This is a genomic window from Azospirillum agricola, from assembly GCF_020005195.1.
Taxonomy (GTDB): domain Bacteria; phylum Pseudomonadota; class Alphaproteobacteria; order Azospirillales; family Azospirillaceae; genus Azospirillum; species Azospirillum agricola.
The window spans coordinates 580,542-604,522 of the sequence record NZ_JAIFZR010000005.1; the positions used below are offsets into that span (position 1 = coordinate 580,542).

Annotated in this window: 18 protein-coding genes and 1 tRNA gene; 9 read left to right on the forward strand and 10 right to left on the reverse strand. The window is 70.0% G+C overall.

Annotation, left to right across the window (positions count from 1 at the left end):
- Positions 1 to 14: 14 nt before the first annotated feature.
- From JN22_RS17675 to ykgO, 8 genes are all read right to left on the reverse strand, one after another.
- The gene (locus JN22_RS17675) at positions 15 to 2,735 is read right to left on the reverse strand and encodes a DUF2339 domain-containing protein (RefSeq protein WP_085555209.1); all 2,721 of its coding nucleotides are present in this window, start codon (positions 2,733 to 2,735) and stop codon (positions 15 to 17) included.
- A 158-nt stretch (positions 2,736 to 2,893) separates the two neighbouring features.
- On the reverse strand, positions 2,894 to 3,661 hold the full coding sequence (locus JN22_RS17680) for a DUF72 domain-containing protein (protein WP_085555210.1): 768 nt from the start codon (positions 3,659 to 3,661) through the stop codon (positions 2,894 to 2,896).
- On the reverse strand, positions 3,658 to 4,644 hold the full coding sequence (locus JN22_RS17685) for a cation diffusion facilitator family transporter (protein WP_085555211.1): 987 nt from the start codon (positions 4,642 to 4,644) through the stop codon (positions 3,658 to 3,660). The genes JN22_RS17680 and JN22_RS17685 overlap by 4 nt, the downstream gene beginning before the upstream one ends.
- A gap of 97 nt (positions 4,645 to 4,741) precedes the next feature.
- Positions 4,742 to 5,449: a phosphatidylcholine synthase gene (pcsA, locus tag JN22_RS17690; RefSeq protein ID WP_085555212.1), complete on the reverse strand. Its 708-nt coding sequence runs from the start codon at positions 5,447 to 5,449 to the stop codon at positions 4,742 to 4,744.
- Positions 5,450 to 5,575: 126 nt separating this feature from the next.
- Positions 5,576 to 6,946 carry a glycolate oxidase subunit GlcF gene (gene glcF / locus JN22_RS17695; protein WP_085555213.1) on the reverse strand — a complete coding sequence of 457 codons (1,371 nt, stop codon included), beginning with the start codon at positions 6,944 to 6,946 and terminating at the stop codon, positions 5,576 to 5,578.
- Between the two features lie 17 nt (positions 6,947 to 6,963).
- Entirely contained in the window at positions 6,964 to 8,154 is a 1,191-nt protein-coding gene (gene glcE, locus JN22_RS17700) for a glycolate oxidase subunit GlcE (RefSeq protein ID WP_085555214.1), read from the reverse strand.
- Positions 8,155 to 8,167: 13 nt separating this feature from the next.
- Positions 8,168 to 9,655 carry an FAD-linked oxidase C-terminal domain-containing protein gene (locus JN22_RS17705; RefSeq protein ID WP_085555215.1) on the reverse strand — a complete coding sequence of 496 codons (1,488 nt, stop codon included), beginning with the start codon at positions 9,653 to 9,655 and terminating at the stop codon, positions 8,168 to 8,170.
- A gap of 217 nt (positions 9,656 to 9,872) precedes the next feature.
- The gene (ykgO, locus tag JN22_RS17710) at positions 9,873 to 9,998 is read right to left on the reverse strand and encodes a type B 50S ribosomal protein L36 (RefSeq protein WP_012973122.1); all 126 of its coding nucleotides are present in this window, start codon (positions 9,996 to 9,998) and stop codon (positions 9,873 to 9,875) included.
- 541 nt (positions 9,999 to 10,539) lie between these two features.
- On the opposite strand from ykgO, the gene JN22_RS17715 reads away from it, so the two are divergent.
- From JN22_RS17715 to JN22_RS17735, 6 genes are all read left to right on the forward strand, one after another.
- Entirely contained in the window at positions 10,540 to 11,208 is a 669-nt protein-coding gene (locus tag JN22_RS17715) for a 4-carboxy-4-hydroxy-2-oxoadipate aldolase/oxaloacetate decarboxylase (RefSeq protein ID WP_085555216.1), read from the forward strand.
- A 163-nt stretch (positions 11,209 to 11,371) separates the two neighbouring features.
- Positions 11,372 to 11,506: a hypothetical protein gene (locus tag JN22_RS34940; RefSeq protein ID WP_263300933.1), complete on the forward strand. Its 135-nt coding sequence runs from the start codon at positions 11,372 to 11,374 to the stop codon at positions 11,504 to 11,506.
- A 734-nt stretch (positions 11,507 to 12,240) separates the two neighbouring features.
- Positions 12,241 to 13,095: a hypothetical protein gene (locus JN22_RS17720; protein ID WP_085557217.1), complete on the forward strand. Its 855-nt coding sequence runs from the start codon at positions 12,241 to 12,243 to the stop codon at positions 13,093 to 13,095.
- Positions 13,096 to 13,185: 90 nt separating this feature from the next.
- The gene (locus JN22_RS17725; protein WP_085555217.1) at positions 13,186 to 14,217 is read left to right on the forward strand and encodes an ABC transporter substrate-binding protein; all 1,032 of its coding nucleotides are present in this window, start codon (positions 13,186 to 13,188) and stop codon (positions 14,215 to 14,217) included.
- Between the two features lie 30 nt (positions 14,218 to 14,247).
- The gene (locus JN22_RS17730) at positions 14,248 to 15,060 is read left to right on the forward strand and encodes an ABC transporter ATP-binding protein (RefSeq protein WP_085555218.1); all 813 of its coding nucleotides are present in this window, start codon (positions 14,248 to 14,250) and stop codon (positions 15,058 to 15,060) included.
- A complete protein-coding gene (locus JN22_RS17735) occupies positions 15,057 to 15,833 on the forward strand; it encodes an ABC transporter permease (protein ID WP_085555219.1) in 777 nt (258 codons plus the stop codon). The genes JN22_RS17730 and JN22_RS17735 overlap by 4 nt, the downstream gene beginning before the upstream one ends.
- 19 nt (positions 15,834 to 15,852) lie before the next feature.
- Here the strand turns inward: JN22_RS17735 and JN22_RS17740 are convergent, their stop codons facing one another.
- Positions 15,853 to 17,028, reverse strand: a complete 1,176-nt coding sequence (locus tag JN22_RS17740; protein WP_085555220.1) for an OpgC family protein — start codon at positions 17,026 to 17,028, stop codon at positions 15,853 to 15,855.
- 607 nt (positions 17,029 to 17,635) lie between these two features.
- Between JN22_RS17740 and JN22_RS17745 the strand changes: the two genes are divergently transcribed.
- Together JN22_RS17745 and JN22_RS17750 are read left to right on the forward strand one after the other, a co-directional pair.
- Positions 17,636 to 21,190, forward strand: coding sequence for a response regulator (locus JN22_RS17745; protein ID WP_085555221.1), 3,555 nt, complete (start codon positions 17,636 to 17,638; stop codon positions 21,188 to 21,190).
- Between the two features lie 58 nt (positions 21,191 to 21,248).
- Entirely contained in the window at positions 21,249 to 22,346 is a 1,098-nt protein-coding gene (locus JN22_RS17750; RefSeq protein WP_085555222.1) for an HD-GYP domain-containing protein, read from the forward strand.
- Between the two features lie 170 nt (positions 22,347 to 22,516).
- On the opposite strand, the gene JN22_RS17755 is transcribed toward JN22_RS17750, so the two are convergent.
- Positions 22,517 to 22,601, reverse strand: a tRNA-Leu gene (locus JN22_RS17755).
- Between the two features lie 134 nt (positions 22,602 to 22,735).
- Here JN22_RS17755 and lipB point away from each other — a divergent pair.
- A complete protein-coding gene (lipB, locus tag JN22_RS17760) occupies positions 22,736 to 23,428 on the forward strand; it encodes a lipoyl(octanoyl) transferase LipB (RefSeq protein ID WP_211099670.1) in 693 nt (230 codons plus the stop codon).
- Positions 23,429 to 23,981 lie beyond the last annotated feature (553 nt).

Here is a 23,981-nt window from a genome sequence, read left to right on the forward strand (position 1 = left end):
AATGCGTCCGTTCGCTACACGGACGGTCCGTTTTCCGACGCCCGCGCCGACGGCAGCAGCACCCGCTGGTAGAGATAGCCGATGCCGATCAGGCTGACGCCGAGCCCGAGGAAGGAGGCGACGCGGTAGAGCCCTTCCAGATCCTCCATGTCGCTGAGGAACACCTTGGCGACCACCGCCAGCACCAGCGCCAGACCGGCGTGCCGCATCCAGCCCCAGCCGAAGCGCAGCGCCACCACCAGCAGCAGCACGGCGAAGACCAGGAATCCCGCCGAATAGCTGTACCACTCCGCGTCCGACATCCCGTAGCCGGACAGAACCGGCCCCTGGAAGGCGCGGCGGATCTCCAGCGCCAGATTCAGCGCGAGCAGGGCGAAGGGCAGCAGCGGCGCCAACTGCCGCAGGCGCGGCCAGGGCGGCGGGTCGAGCCACAGGAACGCCAGCCCCAGCAGCCCCGGCGCGCCGTAGGCCAGCAGCAGCCGGTTGACCACCGGCCAGTTGCCGACCGGCTCGTCGGTCCACAGCGGGTTGAGCTCGAGCACCTGCACCCCCACCACCTGCGCCGCCGCCAGCGCCACCAGCAGGCGCCGGCCCCAGACGGCGACCGGCCGCGCGCTCCAGCGCCGGTCGGCGGCGAGCAGCAGCGCCAGCCCGAGCCAGGACAGCGTGTGCAGCGCCGTCTCCGCCAGGGTCGAGGGCACCTCGTCGAGGCTGGGCGCCATCCAGCGGTGGATGGCGAGCGAGACCATCAGGGTGGTGAAGATCAGCCCGCCGGCTTCCAGCACCATCACCACCGGATCGTCGCCCCGCCCGTCCGGCGCCGCCCGCATCCAGCGCGCGGCGATCAGGAAGCCCAGCGCCGGCAGCCCGTAGCCATAGAAGATCCAGGCCATCCCCTCGTAATCGAGGACGTAGGGGTTCACCGCCAGCCGCGCCAGCACGGCGACCGCCACCAGCAGGGCGACGCCGCGCAGCTCGCGGACGTTCAACTGCCGCTCCAGCCAGGCCAGCACCGGCACCTGAAGGGCGAGCGCCACCGTCAGCCACGCCTCGCGCAACGTCATGGTGGCGCCGAGCGACAGGGCACCGACCGCCCCCGCCGCGAAGGCGGCCAGCCCGAGCGTCGCGCCCGGCCGGTGGCGGTGGCGGGCCAGCGGGGTCGTCGCCCCGACCAGCAGCGCCGCCAGCGCCAGGGCCGCCGCCGGCCACGCCACCGAGGTGGTGGGCGGCTCGACCAGCGCGTAGGCCAGCGCCAGCAGCGCCAGCGGCATCAGCGCCGACAGCGAGGCCCACAGCGCGGTGCGGCGCGCCTCCCACAGGGCGATGAAGCCACCGAGGCCGAACAGCGCGGCGAAGCCGCCGGACACCCAGAGGAAGCGCTCGACGATGATTGGCACGAGGTCCGGCACGGCGGTGACGACCGGCTGCCCCTCGGCGTTCAGCTCGGGCGGCGGGGCCGGCAGATAGGGCAGCGCCCAGGGCGCCAGCGCCAGCAGCACGACCAGCGCGGCGGTCCAGGCGATGCCGGCCAGCCGCTCGACCCGTCGCCCGGCGACCAGCGCCAGCAGGGCGAACAGCCCGAGCGCCGCCAGCGACAGCGGCCCGTGGTCGTCCAGCCAGAACAGCCCGGCGATCAGCAGGCCGAGCAGCCACATCGCGGTCATCGCCAGCCGGTCGGCGGGATGACGGCGGCGGCGGCGCAGCCAGGACGGCAGGGCGGCGCGCCAGCCGGTGAGGGGAACGGAATCGGCGGCGGCCTCCGGCTCCACGTCGCTCCATCGGCCGAGCACCGCCGGCATCAGGAACAGCCCGGCGGTCAGCAGCAGATACAGCCCGACCGGCAGGGCATCGCCCCGCGTCCAGGGGTCGGCGAACCACAGCAGCGGCCACAACGCCGCCCCCGCCAGCATGCCCCAGCCGAGCCAGCGCCAGCCACGGTACAGCACCACCGCCATGCCGGCGCCGTTGAGCGCCAGCAGATAGGCGAACAGCCCCCAGGCCATCGGGTTGTCCGAGGACACCAGCAGCGGCGTGACGAAGCCGGCGAGCAGTCCGAGCGCCGCGATGAACGGCCCCTGGAGCAGCGACAGCCCGATGCCGACCAGCGACAGCGCCGCCAGCAGCGCGAAGGCGACCAGCGGAGCGAACAGGTCGAACAGCGCGAAGCCGCCATAGACGCTGGCGAAGGCGGCGAACAGGCCGGCCGCCGTCAGGGCGGGCGGCACATAGTCCGGCCCGGCCGCCGCGACCCGCCGCTGCTCCGGCCGCCGCCGCAGCCATTCGCCACCGACCATCAGCCCCGCCCCGGCGAGAAGCCCGAGCGCCACGCGCACCGACGGCCCGAGCCAGCCATGCTCGACCGACAGCTTGATGAAGAAGGCGGCGGCCAGCGCCATGGTGGCGCCGCCCAGCCAGATCAGCCAGCGCGAGGCCAGCGATTCCTCCAGTTCGCGCCAGCGCGAGCGGCCCGGCGCGGGCTCCGGGGCGTATGTGGCGTCCGCTTCGTCCGGACGGTCCGGCGGGGCTTCGTCGGCGAAGACCGGGGCGGGCTCCGGCGGCACGTCCTCGCTGGCGATGACGATAGGATCGGCCGGCGGAGAGTCGGGCAGCGGCCCGCCGCCCAGCCGCGCCACCGCTCGCCGCAATTCGTCGATTTCCCGCGCCTGCGCCTTCAGCCGGCGGTCGATGCGGTGGAAGACGACGCCGACCACCAGCACCAGCAACACAAACTCCATCGCGCCGACGCCCCATTCTTTACTCGTTCGAACGGGGAAGGATAGCGCTGCAACCCACCGCTGTCCCGGTCACGCTCGGAGGAGGCCGAACGGCGTAAGCGGAGGGGGTGGAATCCGGCCGCACGCCCCCACCCTGCCCCCCGCCCGGCGGGGGAGGGTCAGGGTGGGGGCACGGGGGCCGGCGCGTCCCCGATCCTGTCCAGCAGCGCCAGCGCGTCGTCCACCGCGTGGAAATCGGCGGTGTTGTCGAAGACGCACCAGACCGGCCGCTCGGCCGATTCCGCCAGCAGCCGGTCCGCCAGACCGTCGAGCGCCGCCGGCTCGTAGGCCGAGCGGTACATCACCGGCGAGCCATGCAGCCGCCAGTAGCGCAGGCCATCCCAGCCGCCCGGCTCCGCGGCGCCCTCGACCGGCGCCGGATCGGCGGCAACCCGCGCGACGCGGTGGGCAACCAGCAGCCCCTCGGCCTCCCTCGTGAACCACCCGGCGTGGCGCGGCTCGCACACCACCTCGCCGTCGAAGCGGGCGCGCAGGCCCGCGAAGAAACCGTCGGCCACCGCCGGGTCGAAACCGAGGCTGGGCGGAAGCTGGACCAGCAGCGGTCCCAGCCGGTCGCCGAGCCGCCCGGCCTCGCCGAGAAAGCGGTCGAGCGCTTCCCCGGCGCCGGCCAGCCGTGCCTCGTGGGTGATCGCCTTGGGGATCTTCACGGCGAAGCGGAAGCCCGGCGGGGTCGCGGCCGCCCAGCGCGCCCAGGTGTCCGGCTTGTGCGGGCGGTAGAAGCTGCTGTTCACCTCGGTCATCGGCAGCACGCGGGCGGTGCGCTCCAGATGCGAGCCGTCCACGGGGAAGGCGTGGGCCGACAGCTTGGGAATGCCCCAGCCGGCGACGCCGACCCGGATCGGGTGCCGAATCGAGTCGAAGCTCATCCCGGCCGCGCCTCCGGCTTCGGCATCTCCGGATTTGACGCCTCCGGATTCGGCCGGGCCGCCTCGCGGTCGCGGCGGGCGCGCAGCGATTCGGCCTCGACGAAGATGCGGCGGACCTGCGGGAAGCGGTGGCGGATGCGCGTCTCCATCGCGCAGACCGCGTCCTCGACCTCGCGGGCGTTCAGGCTGTCCTGGAACTCGACCGACAGGTTCAGCAGCACGTCGTCGGGGCCCATGTGCATGGTCAGCACGTCGAGCGGGCGCTTGACCCGCGTCTCCTCGCCGACGATGGCGCGGATGCCCTCGACGACGCGGCGGTCGGCCGATTCGCCGATCAGCAGCCCCTTCGATTCGTAGGCCAGCATCGCCGCCACCACCGCCAGCACGAACCCGATCGCCATCGACGCCCAGGCGTCCCACGCCGGGTCGCCGGTGATCTCGCCCAGCGCCAGCCCGATCCCGGCCAGCAGCAGCCCGATCAGCGCCGCCGTGTCCTCGAACAGCACGACGAAGACCGACGGGTTCTTGGAGCGGTGGACGGCCGACAGGATGCCCTGGTTGCCCTGGGTGCGGCGGAACTCGCGCAGCGCCACCCACCAGGACGCCGCCTCGAAGACCGTGGCGATGCCGAGCACCAGGAAGTTGATCCAGGGCGTCTCGACCGGGGTCGGGTGGGTCAGCGCGTGCCAGCCGTCGTACAGCGACAGCCCGGCGCCGATGCCGAACAGCAGCACGGCGACCACGAAGGACCAGAAATAGACCTCGCGGCCATGGCCGAAGGGGTGCTGCGGGGTCGGCGGCCGGCGCGCCCGGCGGATGCCGTAGAGCAGCAGCACCTGGTTGCCGCTGTCGACCACCGAATGGATGGCCTCGCTGAACATGGCGGCGCTGCCGGTGAAGGCGCTGGCGATGAATTTGGTGAACGCGATCGCCATGTTGCCGCCCAGCGCGGCGAGCACGACCTTGGTGGAGCCTTCGGCCACGCGGTGGATTCCTTCGGGTGAACGGAGCCGGGTTCAGCGAACCCGCCCGTCCCCAACGATCCATCCCCGCCCGAGGTTCCCGACGGTCGTCCCCCGCTCAGGGGCCGCGCGCCGTGCGCCAGGCGCAGACCGCCGCGTAATAGGCCGAGGCTGCCAGCCACAGCCCGAACAGCCAGCCCGGCCGGTCCGGCGACAGCACCACCAGCGCGCCGCAGCACAGCAGCCACACCGAGGTGACGGCGATGTTCAGCCCCATCAGCGCCTTGACCCGGAAGGGGTGCAGGAACTTCACCGTGGTGAAGGTCAGCAGGCCCAGCGCCACGACGATCGCCGCGTTGATCCACGGGTTGAGGTCGAGCAGCCAGAGATAGAGCGCCACCACGTTCCAGATCGCCGGGAAGCCGACGAAGTAGTTGTCGCCGCTCTTCATCTGCACGTTGGCGAAGCAGTAGAGCGAGGTCAGCAGCACCCAGGCGGCCAGCGCGATGCTGACCAGCCCCTCGGGCAGCAGGCCGAAGCGGTGCATGAAGACCGCCGGCACGACCACATAGGTCAGATAGTCGATGACGAGGTCGAGCACCGACCCGTCGATTCCCGGCAGCACCTGCTTGACCGAGGCGCGGCGCGCCAGCGTGCCGTCGACTCCGTCCACCACCAGCGCCACGCCCAGCCAGGCGAGGCAGAGCTTCGCGTCGCCCGCCGCCGTGGCGAGCAGGGCCAGCAGCCCCAGCACCGCCCCGCTGGCCGTGAAGACATGGACACCCCAGGCCGACAGGCGGTGCGTGATTCCGTAGGCGGCGCTCATTCAGGGGTTCCGTTCGGGCGGGCGGTCATGGGGGAGAGCAAGGTGCGGAGAGGGGCGATTTTCTGACACAGATGAACACAGATAAACACAGATTTGTGGCGACGCGGAATCCCCCTCCATGCCTTGTCACGCCACCGCTTGGCCCGCCGCCGATTCGGCCGTCCCCTCGAAAGCCGCCCGGCCCGCCAGCGCCTCCGGCCGGGGACCGCCGGTCGCCCAGTCCAGCAGTTCCACCGTGTGGACCACCGGCAGGCCGGTGCCGCCCCCGGCACCACCCCCGGCCCCGGCCCCGGCGGCAATCTGGGTGATGCAGCCGAGGTTGCCGGCGGCGACCGCGTCGGGCCGCGTGCTCTCGATGGCGGCGACCTTGCGGGCGCGCAGCTCGCCGGCCAGCTCGGGCTGGAGCAGGTTGTAGGTGCCGGCCGACCCGCAGCACAGATGCGCGTCGGGGATCTCCCTCACCACGAATCCGGCGGCGCGCAGCAGGGCGCGCGGCGGCTCCTTGATCCTCTGGCCGTGCTGCATCGAGCAGGCGGAGTGGTAGGCGATGGCCTGCCCGGTCGCCACCACCGGGGCCGCCAGCCCGATCTCGTCCATCAGCTCGGTCACGTCGCGCGCCAGCCCGGCCACCCGCGCCGCCTTGGCGGCGTAGGCCGGATCCTCGCGGAACAGGAAGCCGTAATCCTTCACGCTGGTGCCGCAGCCCGACGCGTTGACGACGATGGCGTCCAGCCCCTGCCCCTCGATCTCGCGGGTCCAGGAATCGATGGTCGCCTTCGCCGAGGCGTGGGCGAGATCCTCCTTGCCCATGTGGTGCGTCAAGGCGCCGCAGCAGTCGGCGCCCTTCGACACCACCACCTCGACCCCGTGCCGGGTCAGCAGGCGGATGGTCGCCTCGTTGATCTGGGGTGCCAGCACCCGCTGGGCGCAGCCGATCAGCAGCGCCACCCGCTTGCGCCGCGGCCCCTCGGCCGGATGCACGCCGGGGCGGTCGCTGGGGCTGGGCGGCGGCACGCTGGCGGGGGCCAGCGCCAGCATGGCCGACAGGCGCTTCGGCAGCAGGCGGCGGAACGGCTTGCCCAGCCCGGCCCCCAGCAGGGCCAGCCGGAACAGGCGCGGGTTGGGAAGCAGCCGGGCCACCAGATCGCGCGCGGCGCGGTCGGCGGGGGAGCGGCTGTGGGTCGCCTCGATGTGGGCGCGGGCGTGATCGACCAGATGCATGTAATGGACGCCCGACGGGCAGGTCGTCATGCAGGACAGGCAGGACAGGCAGCGGTCGATGTGCTTGACCGTCGACTCGGGCGGCGGGCCGCCCTTCTCCAGCATGTCCTTGATCTGGTAGATGCGGCCGCGCGGGGAATCCAGCTCATCGCCGAGGATGGTGTAGGTCGGGCAGGTCGCGGTGCAGAAGCCGCAATGCACGCATTTGCGCAGGATCGCTTCCGATTCGCGGGTCGCGGCGTCGGCCAGTTGGGCGAGCGAGAAATTCGTCTGCATGGGTTCGGCTCCGCTCCTCAGACGCCCGCGTGCATGCGGCCGGGGTTGAGAATGCCCTGGGGGTCGAAACTGGCCTTGACGCGGCGGGTCAGCGCCATCAGCGGCTCGGGCAACGGCTGGAACACCTCGGTTGCAGCGCGGACCGACTCGGGTGCCCGCATCAGGGTGGCGTGGCCCTGGGCGCCGACGGCGGCGCGGATGGCGGAGGTGGAATCGGGCGGAGCGGTCAGCCAGATCAGACCGCCGCCCCAGTCGTAGAAGGCCTCGACGTCGAGACTGCGGCGGATCGCGGCGAGCGTCGCCGGACCGGAAGCCGGCGGGACGGAGAGTTTCCAGAGATGGCGAGTCGTATCGGCCCCCCCGCCGAGTCCGCCGAACCACGCCGCGTCCCGCACCTCGCGCCACAGCGCCAGCGACTCGTCGCGCCCGAGCACCGAATCGGCCCGCAGTTCCTCGCGCAGCAGCGCCACCCGCGCGGCGACCGACGGGCCGAAGCCCTCGACCCGCACCAGCGTCGCCGCCCCGCCGGCCCGCGCCACCGCCGCGACGCCGGAGCGCGCCGCGATCCCCGCCGGCAGATGCGCCGCTCCCGACACGTCGTAGGGGCTGCGCAGGGCACGGTCGAGCGCCGCCACCGCGTCGGCATCCTCCAGCCCGGCGAGCAGCAGGGTCGCCGTGTCCTCCGGCGCCGGCAGCACCTTCACGGTGATCTCGGTCAGCGCGGTCAGCGTGCCGAAGCTGCCCGCCATCAGCTTGGGCAGATCGTAGCCGGTGACGTTCTTCACCACCTTGCCACCGCCCTTGTAATGCTCGCCGCGCCCGCTGACCCCGGCAATGCCGAGCGCGTGGTCGCGCGCCGACCCGGCGGAGATGCGGCGCGGCCCGGCCAGACCGCTGGCCATCAGCCCGCCCAGCGTGCCCCCGTCCGGCGGCTCGAAGGCGAGGTGCTGCGCACGCTCCGCCAGCATCGGCAGGATGGTCGCCATCGGCGTGCCGGCCAGCGCGGTCAGCACCAGCTCCTCCGGCTCGTAGGCGATGATGCCCAACAGGCCGGACAGGTCGAGCGCATACCCGGCCCGCACCGGGCGGCCCAGCCCGCGCCGGCTGCCGCTGCCCAGGATTTCCAGCGGCTCCCCGGCCGACAGCGCCCAGCGCACCGCCTCCGTGGCCTGGGCGGCGGTCTCCGGCTTCAGCGTGGTGATGGTCATGCCGGGCGGCCCCTCAGAAACGCGGGATGTCGGGGAAGCGCAGCTCCCCCTTGTGGACGTGCAGCCGGCCGAGTTCGGCGCAGCGGTGCAGGGTCGGAAAGACCTTGCCGGGATTCAACAGCCCGTCGGGGTCGAAGGCGCATTTCAGCCGCTGCTGCTGCTCCAGATCGACCGCCTCGAACTGGTCGGTCATCAGGTCGCGCTTCTCGACGCCGACTCCGTGCTCGCCGGTCAGCACGCCGCCAACCTCGACGCACAGGCGCAGGATGTCGTTGCCGAACTCCTCGGCCTTTTCCAGCTCGCCCGGCTTGTTGGCGTCGTAGAGGATCAGCGGGTGCAGGTTGCCGTCGCCGGCGTGGAAGACGTTGGCGACGCGCAGCCCATGGCGCGCCGACATCTCCTGCATCCGTTGCAGCACCAGCGGCAGCGCCTTGCGCGGGATGGTGCCGTCCATGCAGTAATAGTCGGGGCTGATGCGCCCGACCGCCGGGAAGGCCGCCTTGCGCCCGGCCCAGAAGGCCAGCCGCTCCTCCTCGGTGGTGGAGACGCGGGCGTAGACGCAGCCGCGACTCCGCGCGATGGCCTCGACCCGCTCGATCAGATGGTCGACCTCGGCGGCCGGGCCGTCCAGCTCGACGATCAGCAGCGCCTCGACGTCCAGCGGGTAGCCGGCGTGGACGAAGGCCTCCGCCGCGTGGATGGCCGGACGGTCCATCATCTCCATGCCGCCCGGGATGATGCCGGCGGCGATGATCGCCGCCACGCAGTCGCCGCCCTGCTCGCTGGAGGGAAAGCCGATCAGCACGGCGCGCGCGGTCGCCGGCTTGCGCAGGATGCGGACCGTCACCTCGGTGACGACGCCGAGCAGACCCTCCGACCCGGTGACGATGCCCATCAGGTCGTAGCCGCCCGAATCGAGGTGCTTGCCGCCGAGCCGCAGGATGGTGCCGTCCATCAGCACCATCTCCAACCCCAGCACGTTGTTGGTGGTCAGCCCGTATTTCAGGCAATGCACGCCGCCGGAATTCTCCGCGATGTTGCCGCCGATGGTGCAGGCGATCTGGCTCGACGGGTCGGGGGCGTAATAGAAGCCCTCGTGCGCCACCGCGTTGGAGATGCCGAGGTTGGTCACGCCCGGCTGGACGACGGCGCAGCGGTTGGCGAAGTCGAGGTCGAGGATGCGCTTGAACTTGCCCATCCCCAGCAGCACCCCGTCGGCCAGCGGCAGCGCCCCGCCCGACAGCGAGGTGCCGGCCCCGCGCGGCACGACCTTGACGCCCATCTCCTTGCAGGTCTTCAGGATCCGGCTGACCTGCTCGACCGTGCCGGGCAGCACGGCGACCATCGGCAGTTGCCGGTAGGCGGTCAGCCCATCGCATTCGTAGGCGCGCAGCTCGTTCTCGTCGACGATCACCCCTTCGCCGGGAACGATGGCGCGCAGCGCCTCGACGATGGCGCGGCGGCGCGCGATGATGCCGCTGTCGGGGGTTGGCATCTTCATGGTCTGGACGTGCCTCGCTTCCCGCTGGGTCCGAATCCGTCCGTTAGACCTACCATCCGCCGGCGCGACGGCACAAGGTGCCCCGCGACGCCGATTCGCCGGAACGCTCCCCGTGGGAAAAAGAAGCCCAAAACGCAAGAGCCGCACCCGAAGGCGCGGCTCTTGCGAGAAACCCGGAAGCCCGAAGACCGAGGAAACCCCCGGCCTCCCGACCGGATCAGCCCTGACGGGCCTTGAAACGCGGGTTCTGCTTGTTGATGACGTAGACGCGGCCCTTGCGGCGGATCACGCGGCAGGCCTTGTGGCGCGTCTTCATCGACTTGAGAGAGTTGACGATTTTCATGATGATGTTCCTGAACGCTCGGCGGCTCGATCGAAGGCGCGCACCATAGTGCGGTGCCCCCGCCCTGTCAACGCCGCCGTCGATCGGGGCGATTGCGCCGGAAAACCGCCTCGCGGACGGCCGAATAACGGGTTTTCCCGCCCGGTTCCGCGTTCGGCGCCACACCCGCGACGGGGCCGCCGCCCCTTTCTTTAGAAAACGCTGAAACACCGACCGGCGGCAGTCGACGATTCGACAGATCCGCCGCTGATCCACCGGGCATTCGACCCGCCCGCGCATTCCAGCCCCAAGGCTCCACCCGTTCCGGGATCGGAATCACCAATGAACAACCACCGTTTGACGGTAAAATCCACGTAAGGCATAGTCATAAATACTTGTCGGTCGCCGGTGATGCACGCGATTCACGAGCGGCGCCTCCCGAGCCCACCGCCGGAGCCTCGCTCAGCGGGATCCGCGCAACCGTCGCCGGCCGCCCGGCCGTTCCGAATCAACCGCTCCGGATCATGGGAACGGTGTGACTGCTGCGAAAGGTTCTCCGCGTATGACCGTCCTTCACGACTTCCCCCGCCCGGATCCGGCTCTGGTCGAGGCCTTCCGGACGCAATCGCCCGCCACGCTGCACGAGGCGCTGGGCAGGAAGGGGGCCATGGTCCACCCGATCAAGCCGCTCTATCCGGGCATGCGGCTGTGCGGGCCGGCGCTGACCGTGTCCTGCGGGCCGACCGACAACCTGATGATCCACGTCGCCGTCGCCCTGGCCAAGCCGGGCGACGTGCTGGTGGTGGACTTCAAGGGCATGACCGAGGCCGGCCCGTGGGGCGACGTGTTGACCGCGGCGGCGAAGGCGCGCGGGATCGCCGGCCTGGTGATCGACGGCTGCGTGCGGGACGCCATCACGATCCGCGGCATGGACTTCCCGGTCTTCTGCCGGGGAACCAGCATGAAGGGCACCAACAAGACCGACGCCGGCGGCACCGTGAACATCGGCATCGCCTGCGGCGGCGTGCTGGTGTCGGCCGGTGACCTCGTGGTGGCCGACGACGACGGGGTGGTGGTGGTGCCGCAGGCGCAGGCCGCCGACACGCTGGCCAAGGCCGCCGCGCGCGAGGCGGCGGAGGAGGGCTACCGCGAGAAGCTGGGCGAGGGCGAGACGACCCTGTCGATCCTGAAGCTGCACCCCTATCTGGACGCCGCCGGCATCACCGTCTGACCGCAAGCGTCCCGTACGCCTCCACCCGCAAGGCCCGACTCCCCGCGCGCCGGGCCTTGCTGCCTGCCCAGGCACGTTGCCCGAGCCCGTTGCCCGAGCCCGCTCTCCGGAACCAACCGCCTTGCCCGGCCGTTGCCGAGTCTCTCTTGTGACGGAGGGCACCATGCTGCGCCGGGCCATTCCCCTCATCCTCATCGCCCTGCTCGCCGGATGCGCCGCCGGAGGGGATCGTTCCGACATCCCCCAGGCGTCGGTCGGTTCCGGCGGCGGCGGCGACTGGTCGCGTGGCGGCGACTGACCGCGCCGCCGCCGGAGCCGCCACAGGCCGTCGCCATGGCGGAAGCAGTTTCAAAATGATCGAAACAATCCTGGCGTCCGCATGGCGTTAGGATGGCGGCAACCCATAGGCTTCAAAGGGGGGCCCTTCGGCATCATCGCCAAGATGATCCGATGGAAAGATTTTCAATCTTCCCCGAATTTGGAATATAAAGACCGCATTCCATCCCGACATATGGGATGACTTCAAGAATACGGCACACACCGCACGCACATATCAGAAAATCAAACAATGAAATTTCGCGAACAAACCCGCCGTTGAGCGGGTATTTTTGTGTTTAAACGCAAATTGCCGAATTGTTTTCCATCATCAACAGAATACCATACCAATTTATTTTGCAAATTTTTTGTGCATGCGATTTTGAAATTTCCATCTTCCCTCCATCACTTCCATGCATCACCGAATCCATGGAAAACTTGAACCATTTCTCCTGACCAATGCAGGGGCTGGATGAATGAATTCCTGAACATCGCCAGCTTGGCGCATAAAATACAGGCATATCTCATAGGGTTATGCCAACAGGCTGTGCGAAGTTATCCCAAAAGGCATGGATCCCCGGCGACCCCGCGCCATTTATCCTATCAACTAGCTGAAAAAAAACGATTTTCATCTCCTGGCACGTCTCATGCTTCTGGGTTGCCGTACACAGATGCGGAAGGGCGGACGGCCCTCTCCCACCACCGGAGATGATGATCATGTCGAAGAAGGTCGTGCTTTCCCTGGCAGCGCTCGGTCTGGCCGCCAGCGTTTCATCCGCCAACGCGCTGGATTGGAGCGACACGTCGGTCAGCTACCGGCTGGGCACGAACTTCCGTGAACCGGGCGTCACCCGCTCCAACGGCGAGGCGCGCGAGATCACCAAGAACATCCTCGCCTTCACCCATGTGAACGGCTATTCGCTGGGCGGCAACTTCCTGAACATCGACATCCTGAAGTCGAACCGCGCCGACCCGGCGTCGGGCGGCGACACCGGCGCGGTCGAGGCCTACGCCGTCTACCGCCACGACCTCAGCCTGAACAAGGTCACCGGCAGCAAGGCCTTCGCCTTCGGCCCGATCAAGGACATCGCCATCGAGGCCGGCATCGACCTGAACACCAAGAACACCACCTTCGCCTCGCGCAAGGTGCTGCCGGTGTTCGGCCCCTCCTTCTCCTTCGACGTGCCCGGCTTCCTGACCGTCGCCGTCCTGGCCAGCAAGGAATGGAACCACAACGGCATCACGAAGAAGGAGGTCGAGTTCGATGCGGCGCCGATCCTGGCGACCGCCTGGAACATCCCGCTCGGCACCGTCGGCGTCCCGGTCAACTTCGAGGGCTTCGGCAACATCGTCGGCCCGAAGGGCAAGGACGGCTTCAACCGCGAGACCAAGACCGAGATCCTGGTCCGCCCGAAGCTGATGTGGGACGTCGGCTCGGCGTTCGGCCAGCCCAAGACCTTCAAGGCCGGCTTCGGCTGGCAGTACTGGTACAACAAGTTCGGCAACGACCACACCAAGGTCCAGGGCTCGATCGAAAGCTCGCCGATCTTCGAAGCGCAGATTCATTTCTAAGCCGTCCGTGGCACCATCGGGGCTCCCGGCGGCGAACAGCGCCGGGAGCGTCCCCCTCCCGAGACCTCCGAAGACCGAGAGAGTGAGACCATGATGCTCAAGACGATCCGTTCGCTGCTGTCCGGCGCCGGCCTCGCCGCCGTGATGGCGCTCGCCGCCGGCGGCGCCGACGCCGCCACCTCCCTCAAATTCACCCTGGACTGGAAGTTCGAGGGGCCGGCCGCCGCCTTCCTGGTCGCCGCCGACAAGGGCTATTTCGCGGCCGAGGGGCTGGACGTCACCATCGACACCGGCAACGGCTCGGCCGGTGCCGTGACCCGCGTCGCCAGCGGCGCCTACGACATCGGCATGGCCGACTTCAACTCGATGATGGAGTTCAACGACAAGAACCCCGACAAGGCGATGAAGGCCGCCTTCATCGTCTACGACATCCCGCCCTTCTCGGTCTTCGCCCTGAAGAAGAGCGGCATCGCCAAGCCCGCCGACCTCGCCGGCAAGACTCTCGGCGCCCCGGTGTTCGACGCCCCGCGCAAGCTGTTCCCCGCCTACGCCAAGGCGGTTGGCGTCCCGGCCGACGGCGTGACCTGGAAGAGCATGGATCCGCCGCTGCGCGAGCCGATGCTGATGCGCGGCGAGGTGCAGGCGATCTCCGGCTTCTACTTCACCAGCCTGCTGAACCTGCGGGCGCTGGGCGTGACGGAGAAGGACCTGACCATCTTCAACTTCGCCGACGCCGGGGTCAGCCTGTACGGCAACGCCCTGATCCCCTCGCCCAAGCTGATGAAGGAGAACCCCGAGGCGGTGAAGGGCTTCCTGCGCGCGGTGGTGAAGGGCTGGCGCGACGTCGTCGCCGACCCGGCCGGCGGCATCCAGGCGATCAGGAAGCGCGACCCGCTGATCGACGACAAGCTGGAGCTCGACCGCCTGAAGATGGCGCTGGAGATGTGCGTGCTGACCCCGGACGTGAAGGCCGACGGCATGGGCGGCGTGCGGCCCGAGCGTCTGGCCGCGGCGATCGACCAGGTGGCGCTGGCCTTCGGCTTCGCGAAGAAGCCGGCGCCGGCCGACGTGTTCGACGCCTCCTTCCTGCCCGCCGCCGCCGACCGCAAGCTGACGCCGTAACGGGCCATCGTTGAGAGGGGAACGACGGAGATGACCGCCGCCTTTGTGGAACTGGACCGGGTGACGCTGCGCTACGGCGCGGGCGACACGCTGGCCCTGTCCGAAACCACGATGAAGATCGCCAAGGGCGAGTTCATCGCCGTCGTCGGCCCCAGCGGCTGCGGCAAATCCTCGCTGCTGAAGCTGGTGTCTGGGCTGATGCGCCCCTCGACCGGCACGGTGATCGTCAACGGGCAGGAGGTGACCGGCCCGCTGAAGATCGTCGGCATGGCCTTTCAGAACCCGACCCTGCTGCCCTGGCGCACCACGCTGGACAACGTGATGCTGCCGCTGGAGATCGTCGAGCCGCACCGCCGCCGCCTGCGCGGCGCCCGCGCCGAGTACGAGGAGCGCGCCCGCGCCATGCTGGCCAGCGTCGGGCTGGCCGGCTTCGAGGGCAAGTTCCCCTGGCAGCTCTCCGGCGGCATGCAGCAGCGCGCCTCGCTGTGCCGCGCGCTGATCCACGAGCCCGACCTGCTGATGCTCGACGAGCCGTTCGGCGCGCTCGACGCCTTCACGCGCGAGGAGCTGTGGGCGATCCTCCAGGATCTGTGGACCAGGCGGCCCTTCACCGTGATCCTGGTCACCCACGACCTGCGCGAGGCCGCCTATCTGGCCGACACCATCTATGTGATGAGCAAGCGGCCGGGCCGCATCGTGCATGTCCGGCGCAACGAGCTGCCGCGCCCGCGCACGCTGGAGACCACCTTCACCCGCGACTTCACCGATCTGGTCCACGAACTGCGCAACCACATCAGCGCGGTGCGCGCCGCGCAGGACACCATTCCGGAGGATGCCCGATGACGCCGCGCGCCAAGGCCGTGGTCGACCGATCGATGCCGCTGCTGTCGGCCGTCGGCCTGTTCGTGGTGTGGGAGCTGGCCTGCCGCCTGTTCGCCGTGCCCGAATATCTGCTGCCCACCCCCTCGGCCAGCTTCCTGGCGGCCTGGACCTACCGCGACGCCATCTGGATGCACGCCTTGCAGACGCTGCTGACGACGCTCGGCGGCTTCGCGCTGGCGGTGGCGTTCGGCGTGCTGCTCGGCGCGCTGGTCGGCTCGTCGCGCGCCGTCTACCGCGCCGCCAACCCGCTGCTGATCGGCTTCAACAGCGTGCCCAAGGTGGCGGTGGTGCCGATCCTGGTGATGTGGTTCGGCATCGGCACCGTGCCGGCGGTGCTGACCGCCTTCCTCATCAGCTTCTTCCCCATCGTCGTCAACGTCGCCACCGGGCTGGCCACGCTGGAGCCGGAACTGCGCGACGTGCTGCGCTCGCTGGGGGCGACGCGCACCGACATCCTGTTGAAGGTCGGCTTCCCGCGCGCCCTGCCCTTCTTCTTCGCCTCGCTGAAGGTGGCGGTGACGCTGGCCTTCGTCGGCTCGGTGATGTCGGAGACGGTCGCCTCCAACCTCGGCGTCGGCTACCTGATGATGTCGGCCAGCTCGCGCTTCAACATGCCGCTGGTCTTCGCCGGGCTGCTGGTGATCGCGGCGATGGGCATCGCCATGTACGGCGCCTTCTCGGTGATCGAGCACCGCTCGACCCGCTGGGCCCACCGCGGCGGCGAGAGCCTGTAGCCGGAAAGCCCGCGACCGGTCAGGACGCCTCCGGCGCGCGCCGGTAGCCGGAGGCCGGCGCCCGCGCCGACCGGCGTTGCAACCGGCGGCGCTCCAGCGCGGTGGCGAGCAGAAGCATCGCCGCCACCCCGCCAAGATTGACGGCGAGCGCCGCCGCCATCCCCGGCGCCTTCATCAGCACGACCGTCCCGCAGAAGGACAGGAACAGGCCGGCGCAGAACACCGGCAGGGCGTGCCGCCCGCACACCGACAGCAGCCGCGCCGGCGCCGAGCCGAGCCATCCGGCCCCGCGCGGCACCAGCAGCGCCGCAGCACAGGCCAGCGCGATGAAATGCAGCAGCCGCATCGGCCCCAGGCTCTCCTTGTCGGCGAGCGGGATGCCGTCCGCCGGCAGCCAGGCCGCCAGCGCCTCGGGCAGCCGCGCCTGCACGGCGTCGGCCGCCACGCCCTTCCACAGCGTCATCGCCAGCAGCACGGCCAGCGACAGCCACAGCAGCGGCGTGCGCCAGCGGACGAAGCCGCCGCCGGCGCCATCGCCGTTGCGGACAAGCCCCATGGTCGTCCCCAGGAAGAACACGACCTGCCAGGCCAGCGGGTTGAAGTTCCACCGGCCGCCCCACAGGTTGGGCGGCACGAAGCCGGGCGCCGCCTGCGCCACCCCATAGAGAAGCAGCGGCAGCAGGAAGGCGGCGATCCCGGTCCGGCGGTACAGCCACAGATAGAGCGGCGCCGCCGCCATCAGCAGGATGTAGAGCGCCAGGATGTCGAAGGCGTAGGGCAGGTAGAGCAGCAGAGCGCTCCAGCTCAGCGCCGTCAGCGGCTCCTCGAACAGCAGGGAGAAGCTGGCCAGCCGGTGCGAATCGGCCATCGACAGCCCCCCGCCGAACACCGCGGTGGCGACGACGGCCGCGCAGGCCAGCATGGTGACGCCGTTCGCGACCCAGAGCTGCCGGCAGCGCGCCAGCGCCTTGCCCTGGCAGGCCCGCCAGCCGCGCTCGGCCAGCACCGGCCCGTAGGCCAGGGCGACGGCGAAGCCGGAGATGAAAACGAACACCTCGGCCGCGTCGGACGGCCCCAGGCGGCTCGGCGTGACCTTCGCCAGCGGGTTGCCGCCGACATGGTTGATGAAGATCACGAGAAGGGCAAGGCCCCTGAACAGATCGAGGCGGACATCCCGCGCTTGCCGGTCCCGCATACCCCGTGTCTCCCCCCATCGGTCCGACACTGTCGGCCCAGCCTTTTGGTTGCGATCACGAACCCGTCACACGCGACGCCTCGCGGCGGCCCCATGCCCGCAATCACGCCCGCACTCATCCTGGACCGGAGACCGCCCCCGTCAAGAAACGCCATCCGTTGCTATCCGAAATCCGCCCGGAATGGCCCAATCCACACGAATTTGCACAGCCATTTTGTCTATAGTATTTGATTGCTTAGAAATCTAATCATTGGAGGAACGGTGGACAGGCGCTTCTGTTCTGTCGGCCGCCAACGGCGTTCCGGGGTCTTCTTTCACGCCGGCCCCTGCAACCGGGACGATCCGGCGACATCCTCGGGAGCCCCCTACCCCCGCTTCAATCCAAACTTCACCGCTCCGGCAAATAAGAAGGAAGGAAAACGTGCTTCGGAACTGAATTGTTCGCCCATCCGGCGAATGTGGTTACTTGAAGCGAAAACATGTTTCAGATCGTTGCAATCAAAAGGGTTGGATTGCCTCCATGCACATGGCCTAATCCACGCGCGTGCGTGACGACGGCACCTCCATGCCTTGACCGGGCATCGCGCGGAAAGAAACGGCACCCAGCATGACCTTGTGGCTCGATTCCCTGTTCCGCCCCGCCGCTCCCGGCCCCCTGGACGCGGTGCTGGTCGGTTCCTACGATCCCTGGCTGGTCGGCCTGTCCTTCCTGATCGCGGCCTTCGCCTCGCTGGCCGCCCTGATGATCGCCCAGCGGCTGGGCTCCTCGCGCCGGCTGGCCCGCGCGGTGTGGCTGGGGGCCGGCTCGGCCAGCATGGGCGGCGGCATCTGGGCGATGCATTTCATCGGCATGCTGGCCTTCACCCTGCCCTGTGGCATCAACTACAGCACCGGCCTGACGCTGCTGTCGCTGCTGCCGGGCATGATGGCCAGCGGCGTCGCCCTGACCGTGATCGGGCGGACGGAGGAGGTCGGGCCGAAGCGGCTGGCGCTCAGCGCCACCCTGATGGGCGCCGGGATCGGCGCCATGCACTACACCGGCATGGCGGCGATGGACCTCGACGCGGTGCTGCGCTACGACGCGCGCATGGTGGCGCTGTCGGTGGTGGTCGCCGTGGTGCTGGCCTTCGTGTCGCTGAGCATCCGCGGCCTGACCCGCCAAGCCGAGACGCCCCGCGCCCGCCTGCTGGCGATGGTGGCGGCGGCGGCGGTGATGGGCGGCGCCGTCACCGGCATGCACTACACCGCCATGAACGCCGCGGTCTTCTTCCCCACCCAGACGCCGGACGAGCTGGTCGTCACCCTGCCGCCGACCACGCTGGCCCTGCTGGTCGTCGTCTTCGCGGTGTCGCTCGCCACCGCCACCATCGCCGCCGCCGTCGCCGGCCGGCAGGTCGAGACCGCCCACGCGCTACGCGAGGAGATCGCCCGCCGCGCCCAGCTGGAGCGCGACGCCAAGGCCGGCGAGGCGCGGCTCCAGGCCATCTTCGACACGGTGGTCGACGGCATCATCACCATCGACGAGCGCGGCGTCATCCTGCGCTGGAGCCCGGCCGCCACCCGCATGTTCGGCTACAGCGCCGAGGAGACGGTCGGCAGCAACGTCTCCATGCTGATGCCCGAGCCGCACCATTCGGCGCATGACGGCTATCTCCGCCATTTCCGCGACACCGGAGAGGCCAAGATCATCGGCATCGGCCGCGAGACGGTCGGCCGCCGCAAGAACGGCGAGGTCTTCCCGCTGGAGCTGTCGATCAGCCAGGTCCAGCTCGGCGACGAACGGCTGTTCACCGGCATCGTCCGCGACGTCACCGAGCGCAAGCGCGTCCAGCAGGAGCTGGAGGAGGCGGTGCGCGGCGCCGACGCCGCCAACCGGGCCAAGTCGGCCTTCATCGCCAACGTCAGCCACGAGGTGCGCACGCCGCTGAACGCCATCATCGGCATGGCGCACATCCTGATGCGCGCCGGCATGGAGCGCGCCCAGCACGACCAAGCGACCAAGATCCTCAACGCCGGCCGCTCGCTGCTGTCGATCATCAACGACATCCTCGACTTCTCGAAGGTCGAGGCCGGCCAGCTGACCATCGAGGCGATCGAGCTGGAGCTGGAGCGGGTGCTCCAGGACGTCGCCGACATGGTGGTCGAGAAGGCGGCGGCGAAGGGGCTGGAGCTGGTCGTCGACATCGGCGCCGACGTGCCGCTGCGCCTGGTCGGCGACCCGCTGCGGCTCGGCCAGATCCTGCTGAACTACGTCAACAACGCCATCAAGTTCACCGAGTCGGGCGAGATCAAGGTGACGGTGCGGCGCGACGGCGGCGCGGGCGGGGACGAACCGTCGGAAGGGCGGGTGCGCCTGCGCTTCGCCGTCAGCGACACCGGCATCGGCCTGTCGGAGGAGGCGCGGGGCCGCCTGTTCCAGCCCTTCCAGCAGGCCGACGCCTCGACGACCCGCCGCTTCGGCGGCACCGGGCTTGGGCTGGTCATCAGCAAGCGGCTGGCCGAGATGATGGGGGGCTCCGTCGGCGTCGAGAGCCGGCCCGGCGAGGGCAGCGTGTTCTGGTTCACCGCCAGCCTCGGCGTCGCCGCCGGGGCGTCGGACCGGCAGGCCGCCGCCCCGGCGGGCTTGCGCGGCCGGCGCGCCCTGGTGATCGAGGACAACGACAGCACCCGCACCGTGATCTGCGACATGCTGCGCTCGATGACCTTCGAGGTGGAGGGGGCCGAGGGCGGCAGCGAGGCGGTCGAGGCGACCCGCGCGGCGCTCGCCGCCGGCAAGCCCTTCGACATCGTCTTCGCCGACTGGCGCATGCCCGGCATGGACGGCATCGACGCGGTCCGCGCGATCCGCGCCCTGCACGCCCAGGATCCGGCGTCGGCCGTCGACCCGGCCTTCGTGCTGGTCACCGCCTATGGCGGGGCGGAGATCATGCACCGCGCCGCCCGCGCCAGCGTCGACGAGATCCTGGTCAAGCCGGTGAATCCGAGCGTCCTGCTCGACGCGGCGTCCCGCGCGCTCGGCATCGTCGGCGCCGAAATCGTGCCGTCCGACGCGCCCGACGCCGCGACCGGCGAGCGGCTGGGCGGGCTGCGCATCCTGGTCGCCGAGGACAACCTGCTGAACCAGGACGTCGCGCGCGAGCTGCTGACCAGCGCCGGCGCCCTGCCGGACATCGTCGACAACGGCGCCATCGCGCTGGAGCGGCTGGCGGCCCAGCGCTACGACATCGTTCTGATGGACATGCAGATGCCGGTGATGGACGGGCTGACCGCCGTTCGCCGCATCCGGGAAAAGCCGGAGTTCAAGGAGCTGCCGGTGGTGGCGATGACCGCCAACGCCATGGCCAGCGACCGCCGGGACTGCCTGGAGGCCGGCATGGACGACCATCTCTCCAAGCCGATCGACCCGGAGGAGCTGTACGCCATGGTCGCCCGCTGGGCCGGCCGGCCGGTGGCGGACGGCGCGGACGGGGTGGCGGACGGTTCGGCCGACGCCGCCGCGCCGGACGACCGGGGCGCGGCGGCCCCCGTGCCGGAGCCCTTCGCCGCCGTCGGGCCGGAGATCGACGCGCGGGCCGGCCTGCACCGCGTGCTGAACCGGCCGCACCTCTACCGCTCCCTGCTCGACCGCTTCCGCGCCGAGCAGGGCGGGTCGGCGGAGCGGATCACGGCCGCCCTCGCGGCGGGCCAGTCCAACCTTGCGGAGATCGCCGCCCACACCGCCAAGGGCCTGTCGGCGCAGATCGGCGCCGGCGCCCTCGCCGACGCGGCGGCGGCCCTGGAGGCCGCCCTGCGCGACGGCGAGGCCGGAGGGGAGACGGATGGGCTCATCGCCCGCTACGGCGAGGCGCTGCGCCGGACGCTGGCCGCCATCGACCGCGCGATCCCGCCCTTGGCGGCGGCGCCCGCCGGATCGCCCGCCGCTCCCGCCGCCGAGGCGCCGGCCGCGCCGACTCCCGCGCAGGAGGCGCTGCTGCGCCGGCTGGCCGCCCTGCTGGCCGACGACGACGCCGACGCCCACGAGCTGGTCCAGGAGGAGGAGCAGAGCCTGCGCGCGGCGCTGGGGACCGGCGCCTACGACGCGCTGGCCAAGGCGGTCGGCCGCTTCGATTTCGACGCGGGTCTGACCATCGCGCGCAGCCGCTTGACCGATCCCGTCGCCTGACCACTCTCAACCCCGCATCCGCCGACCACACGCCTTGCCGACCGAAAGACCGCCCGCGATGACCGAAGCCGAACCCCGCCGCCCCCTTGTCCTCGTGGTGGACGACACCCCGGACAATCTGGTGCTGATGGCCGGCCTGCTGAAGGAGAGCTACCGGGTCAAGGTGGCCAGCGGCGGCGAGAAGGCCTTGCGGATCGCGCAGGCCGCGCCGGCCCCCGACCTGATCCTGCTCGACATCATGATGCCGGACATGGACGGCTACGCGGTGTGCCGCCGGCTGAAGGCCGACCCGGCGACCCACGACATCCCGGTGGTCTTCCTGACCGCCCTGTCGGAGCAGGCGGACGAGCAGGCCGGGCTGGAGCTGGGGGCGGTGGACTACATCACCAAGCCGATCAGCGCGCCGATCCTGCTGGCCCGCGTGCGCAACCACATCCGCCTCAAGGAGGCGGCCGACTACATCCGCGACAAGAACCTGTTCCTGGAGGCCGAGGTGGCGCGGCGCACCGCCGACATGCGGGCCATCCAGGACGTCACCATCCTGGCGCTGGCCTCGCTGGCGGAGACGCGCGACAACGAGACCGGCAGCCACATCCTGCGGACCCAGCATTACGTCCGCGCTCTCGCCGAGGAGTTGCGCGGCCACCCGCGCTTCGCCGCCGTCCTGACCGACAGCGCCATCGACCTGCTCTACAAGTCGGCGCCGCTGCACGACATCGGCAAGGTCGGCATTCCCGACGCCATCCTGCTGAAGCCCGGCAAGCTGACCCCGGACGAGTGGGAGATCATGAAGACCCACGCCACGCTGGGTGCCGATTCGCTGGCACGGGCCGAGGCGCGGCTGGAGGGCGACACCCCGTCCTTCCTGCGCTTCGCTCGCGAGATTGCCGAGTCGCACCATGAGAAATGGGACGGTTCCGGCTACCCGCGCGGCCTGAAGGGCGACGCCATCCCCGTCTCGGCCCGGCTGATGGCGCTGGCCGACGTCTACGACGCCCTGATCTCCAAGCGCGTCTACAAGGACCCCATGAGCCACGAGCAGGCCGCGGGGATCATCCTGGAGGGGCGCGGCCGCCATTTCGACCCGGACGTCACCGACGCCTTCCTGCGCCTCGCCGGCCGCTTCCAGGAGATCGCCGCGCGCTACGTCGAATAGCGGACGGACAGGGACGGGAACGCGGTGCGCCGCCGGGGGAACCGCTCCCGGCGGCAAGCCTTTTCCGGTCGTCTTCCCATCGGCGGCCCCGATCAAGTTCCGGACACGAAAAAGCCCGCTCGGCCTGTCGGCCAGCGGGCTTTTTTCGATCTCTCTCAGTCTCTTGAGAGTGGTGCGGTCGAGAAGACTCGAACTTCCACGGGTTGCCCCACAGCGACCTCAACGCTGCGCGTCTACCAATTCCGCCACGACCGCACTGGTCTCTCAGTTCCGACGCTCGCTTGCGCGCCTCATCGGGTGGAGCGGGTAGATATCAGCTTCCCGATGGGTGATCAAGCGTTACAATGACGCTTCGCGAAGAAAATCGTCAAAAGGCAGCTTTTTCCGTCATGAGCCCCGTGCCCCCCGCCGACGCCCCCGTTCCCACCGTCGAGTGGCGCATCTCCGACGAGCCGGTCCCCTACCCCGAGGCGATCGCCGAGATGGAGGGCCGCGTCGAGGCGATCCGCGCCGGCACCGCGCCGGAGCTGGTCTGGCTGCTGGAACATCCGCCGCTCTACACCGCCGGCACCAGCGCGCGGGACGAGGACCTGCTCGACGCCGGCCGCTTCCCGGTCTACCGGAGCGGGCGCGGCGGCCAGTTCACCTATCACGGGCCGGGCCAGCGGGTGGCCTACGTCATGCTCGACCTGAAGGCGCGCGGCGCCGACATCCGCGCCTATGTCCGCGACCTGGAGGAGTGGATCATCCGGACGCTGGCCTCCTTCAACATCAAGGGGGAGCGGCGGGACGGCCGCGTCGGCATCTGGGTGGACAAGGCCCCCTACGGCGGCGTCCGGGGCCAGGAGGACAAGATCGCCGCCATCGGCGTGCGGGTGCGCCGCTGGGTCAGCTTCCACGGCATCGCCATCAACGTCGAGCCGGACCTGAGCCATTTCGGCGGCATCGTCCCTTGCGGCATCAACGAGCATGGCGTGACGTCGATGGTGGCGCTGGGCCATCCGGTGACGCTGGAGGACATCGATTCGGCGCTGATCGCCGCCTGGCCGGCCGTGTTCGGCGGGCCGATGCGCGGGGAGTGACGGTCGGCCGAGATCCGGGTCTTCCGGCGGCGTTGCCTCAACATTGACGCAAAGTTTCAACACCATGCCCGGCACCACCATCGATGTGGGTATGGAAAGCGTCGCGCCGTCCGTTGAATTAGAATTTCCTAATTCTGTGGCTGGCGATTTCCAAAGAAAAAGGGCCGCCCACAGGGGACGGCCCGAGTCTAGGGAGGAAACGCCCAAGAAGTGCGTTACGCCAACGGCCCCGTCAGGGACGCGACCGTTGCCGCACTGCACAATATGATCCGAGATCGGCCCTTCTTCAAGCCCTAAAAATATATTTCATTCATTTCAGTGCGTTAACAACATTGGTTGTAAGGCGGGCCGCATAGGCCCTAAGAGAAATTGCTGCATCGCAGCATTATCTTCGGTGCAGGAAGCTCTACCGGAAGGTGAAGGGTGGCGGCGCTTTTGGCAGTGCGGTCGGTCTTCGGAACCAACCCTGCCGGCCATCGTTTCGTTCCCAGCCCCGTCGCGTACGCCGGTGCCGGGATGCGAGGGGAAGCGGCCGGCGGCTGAGAAACGGAGA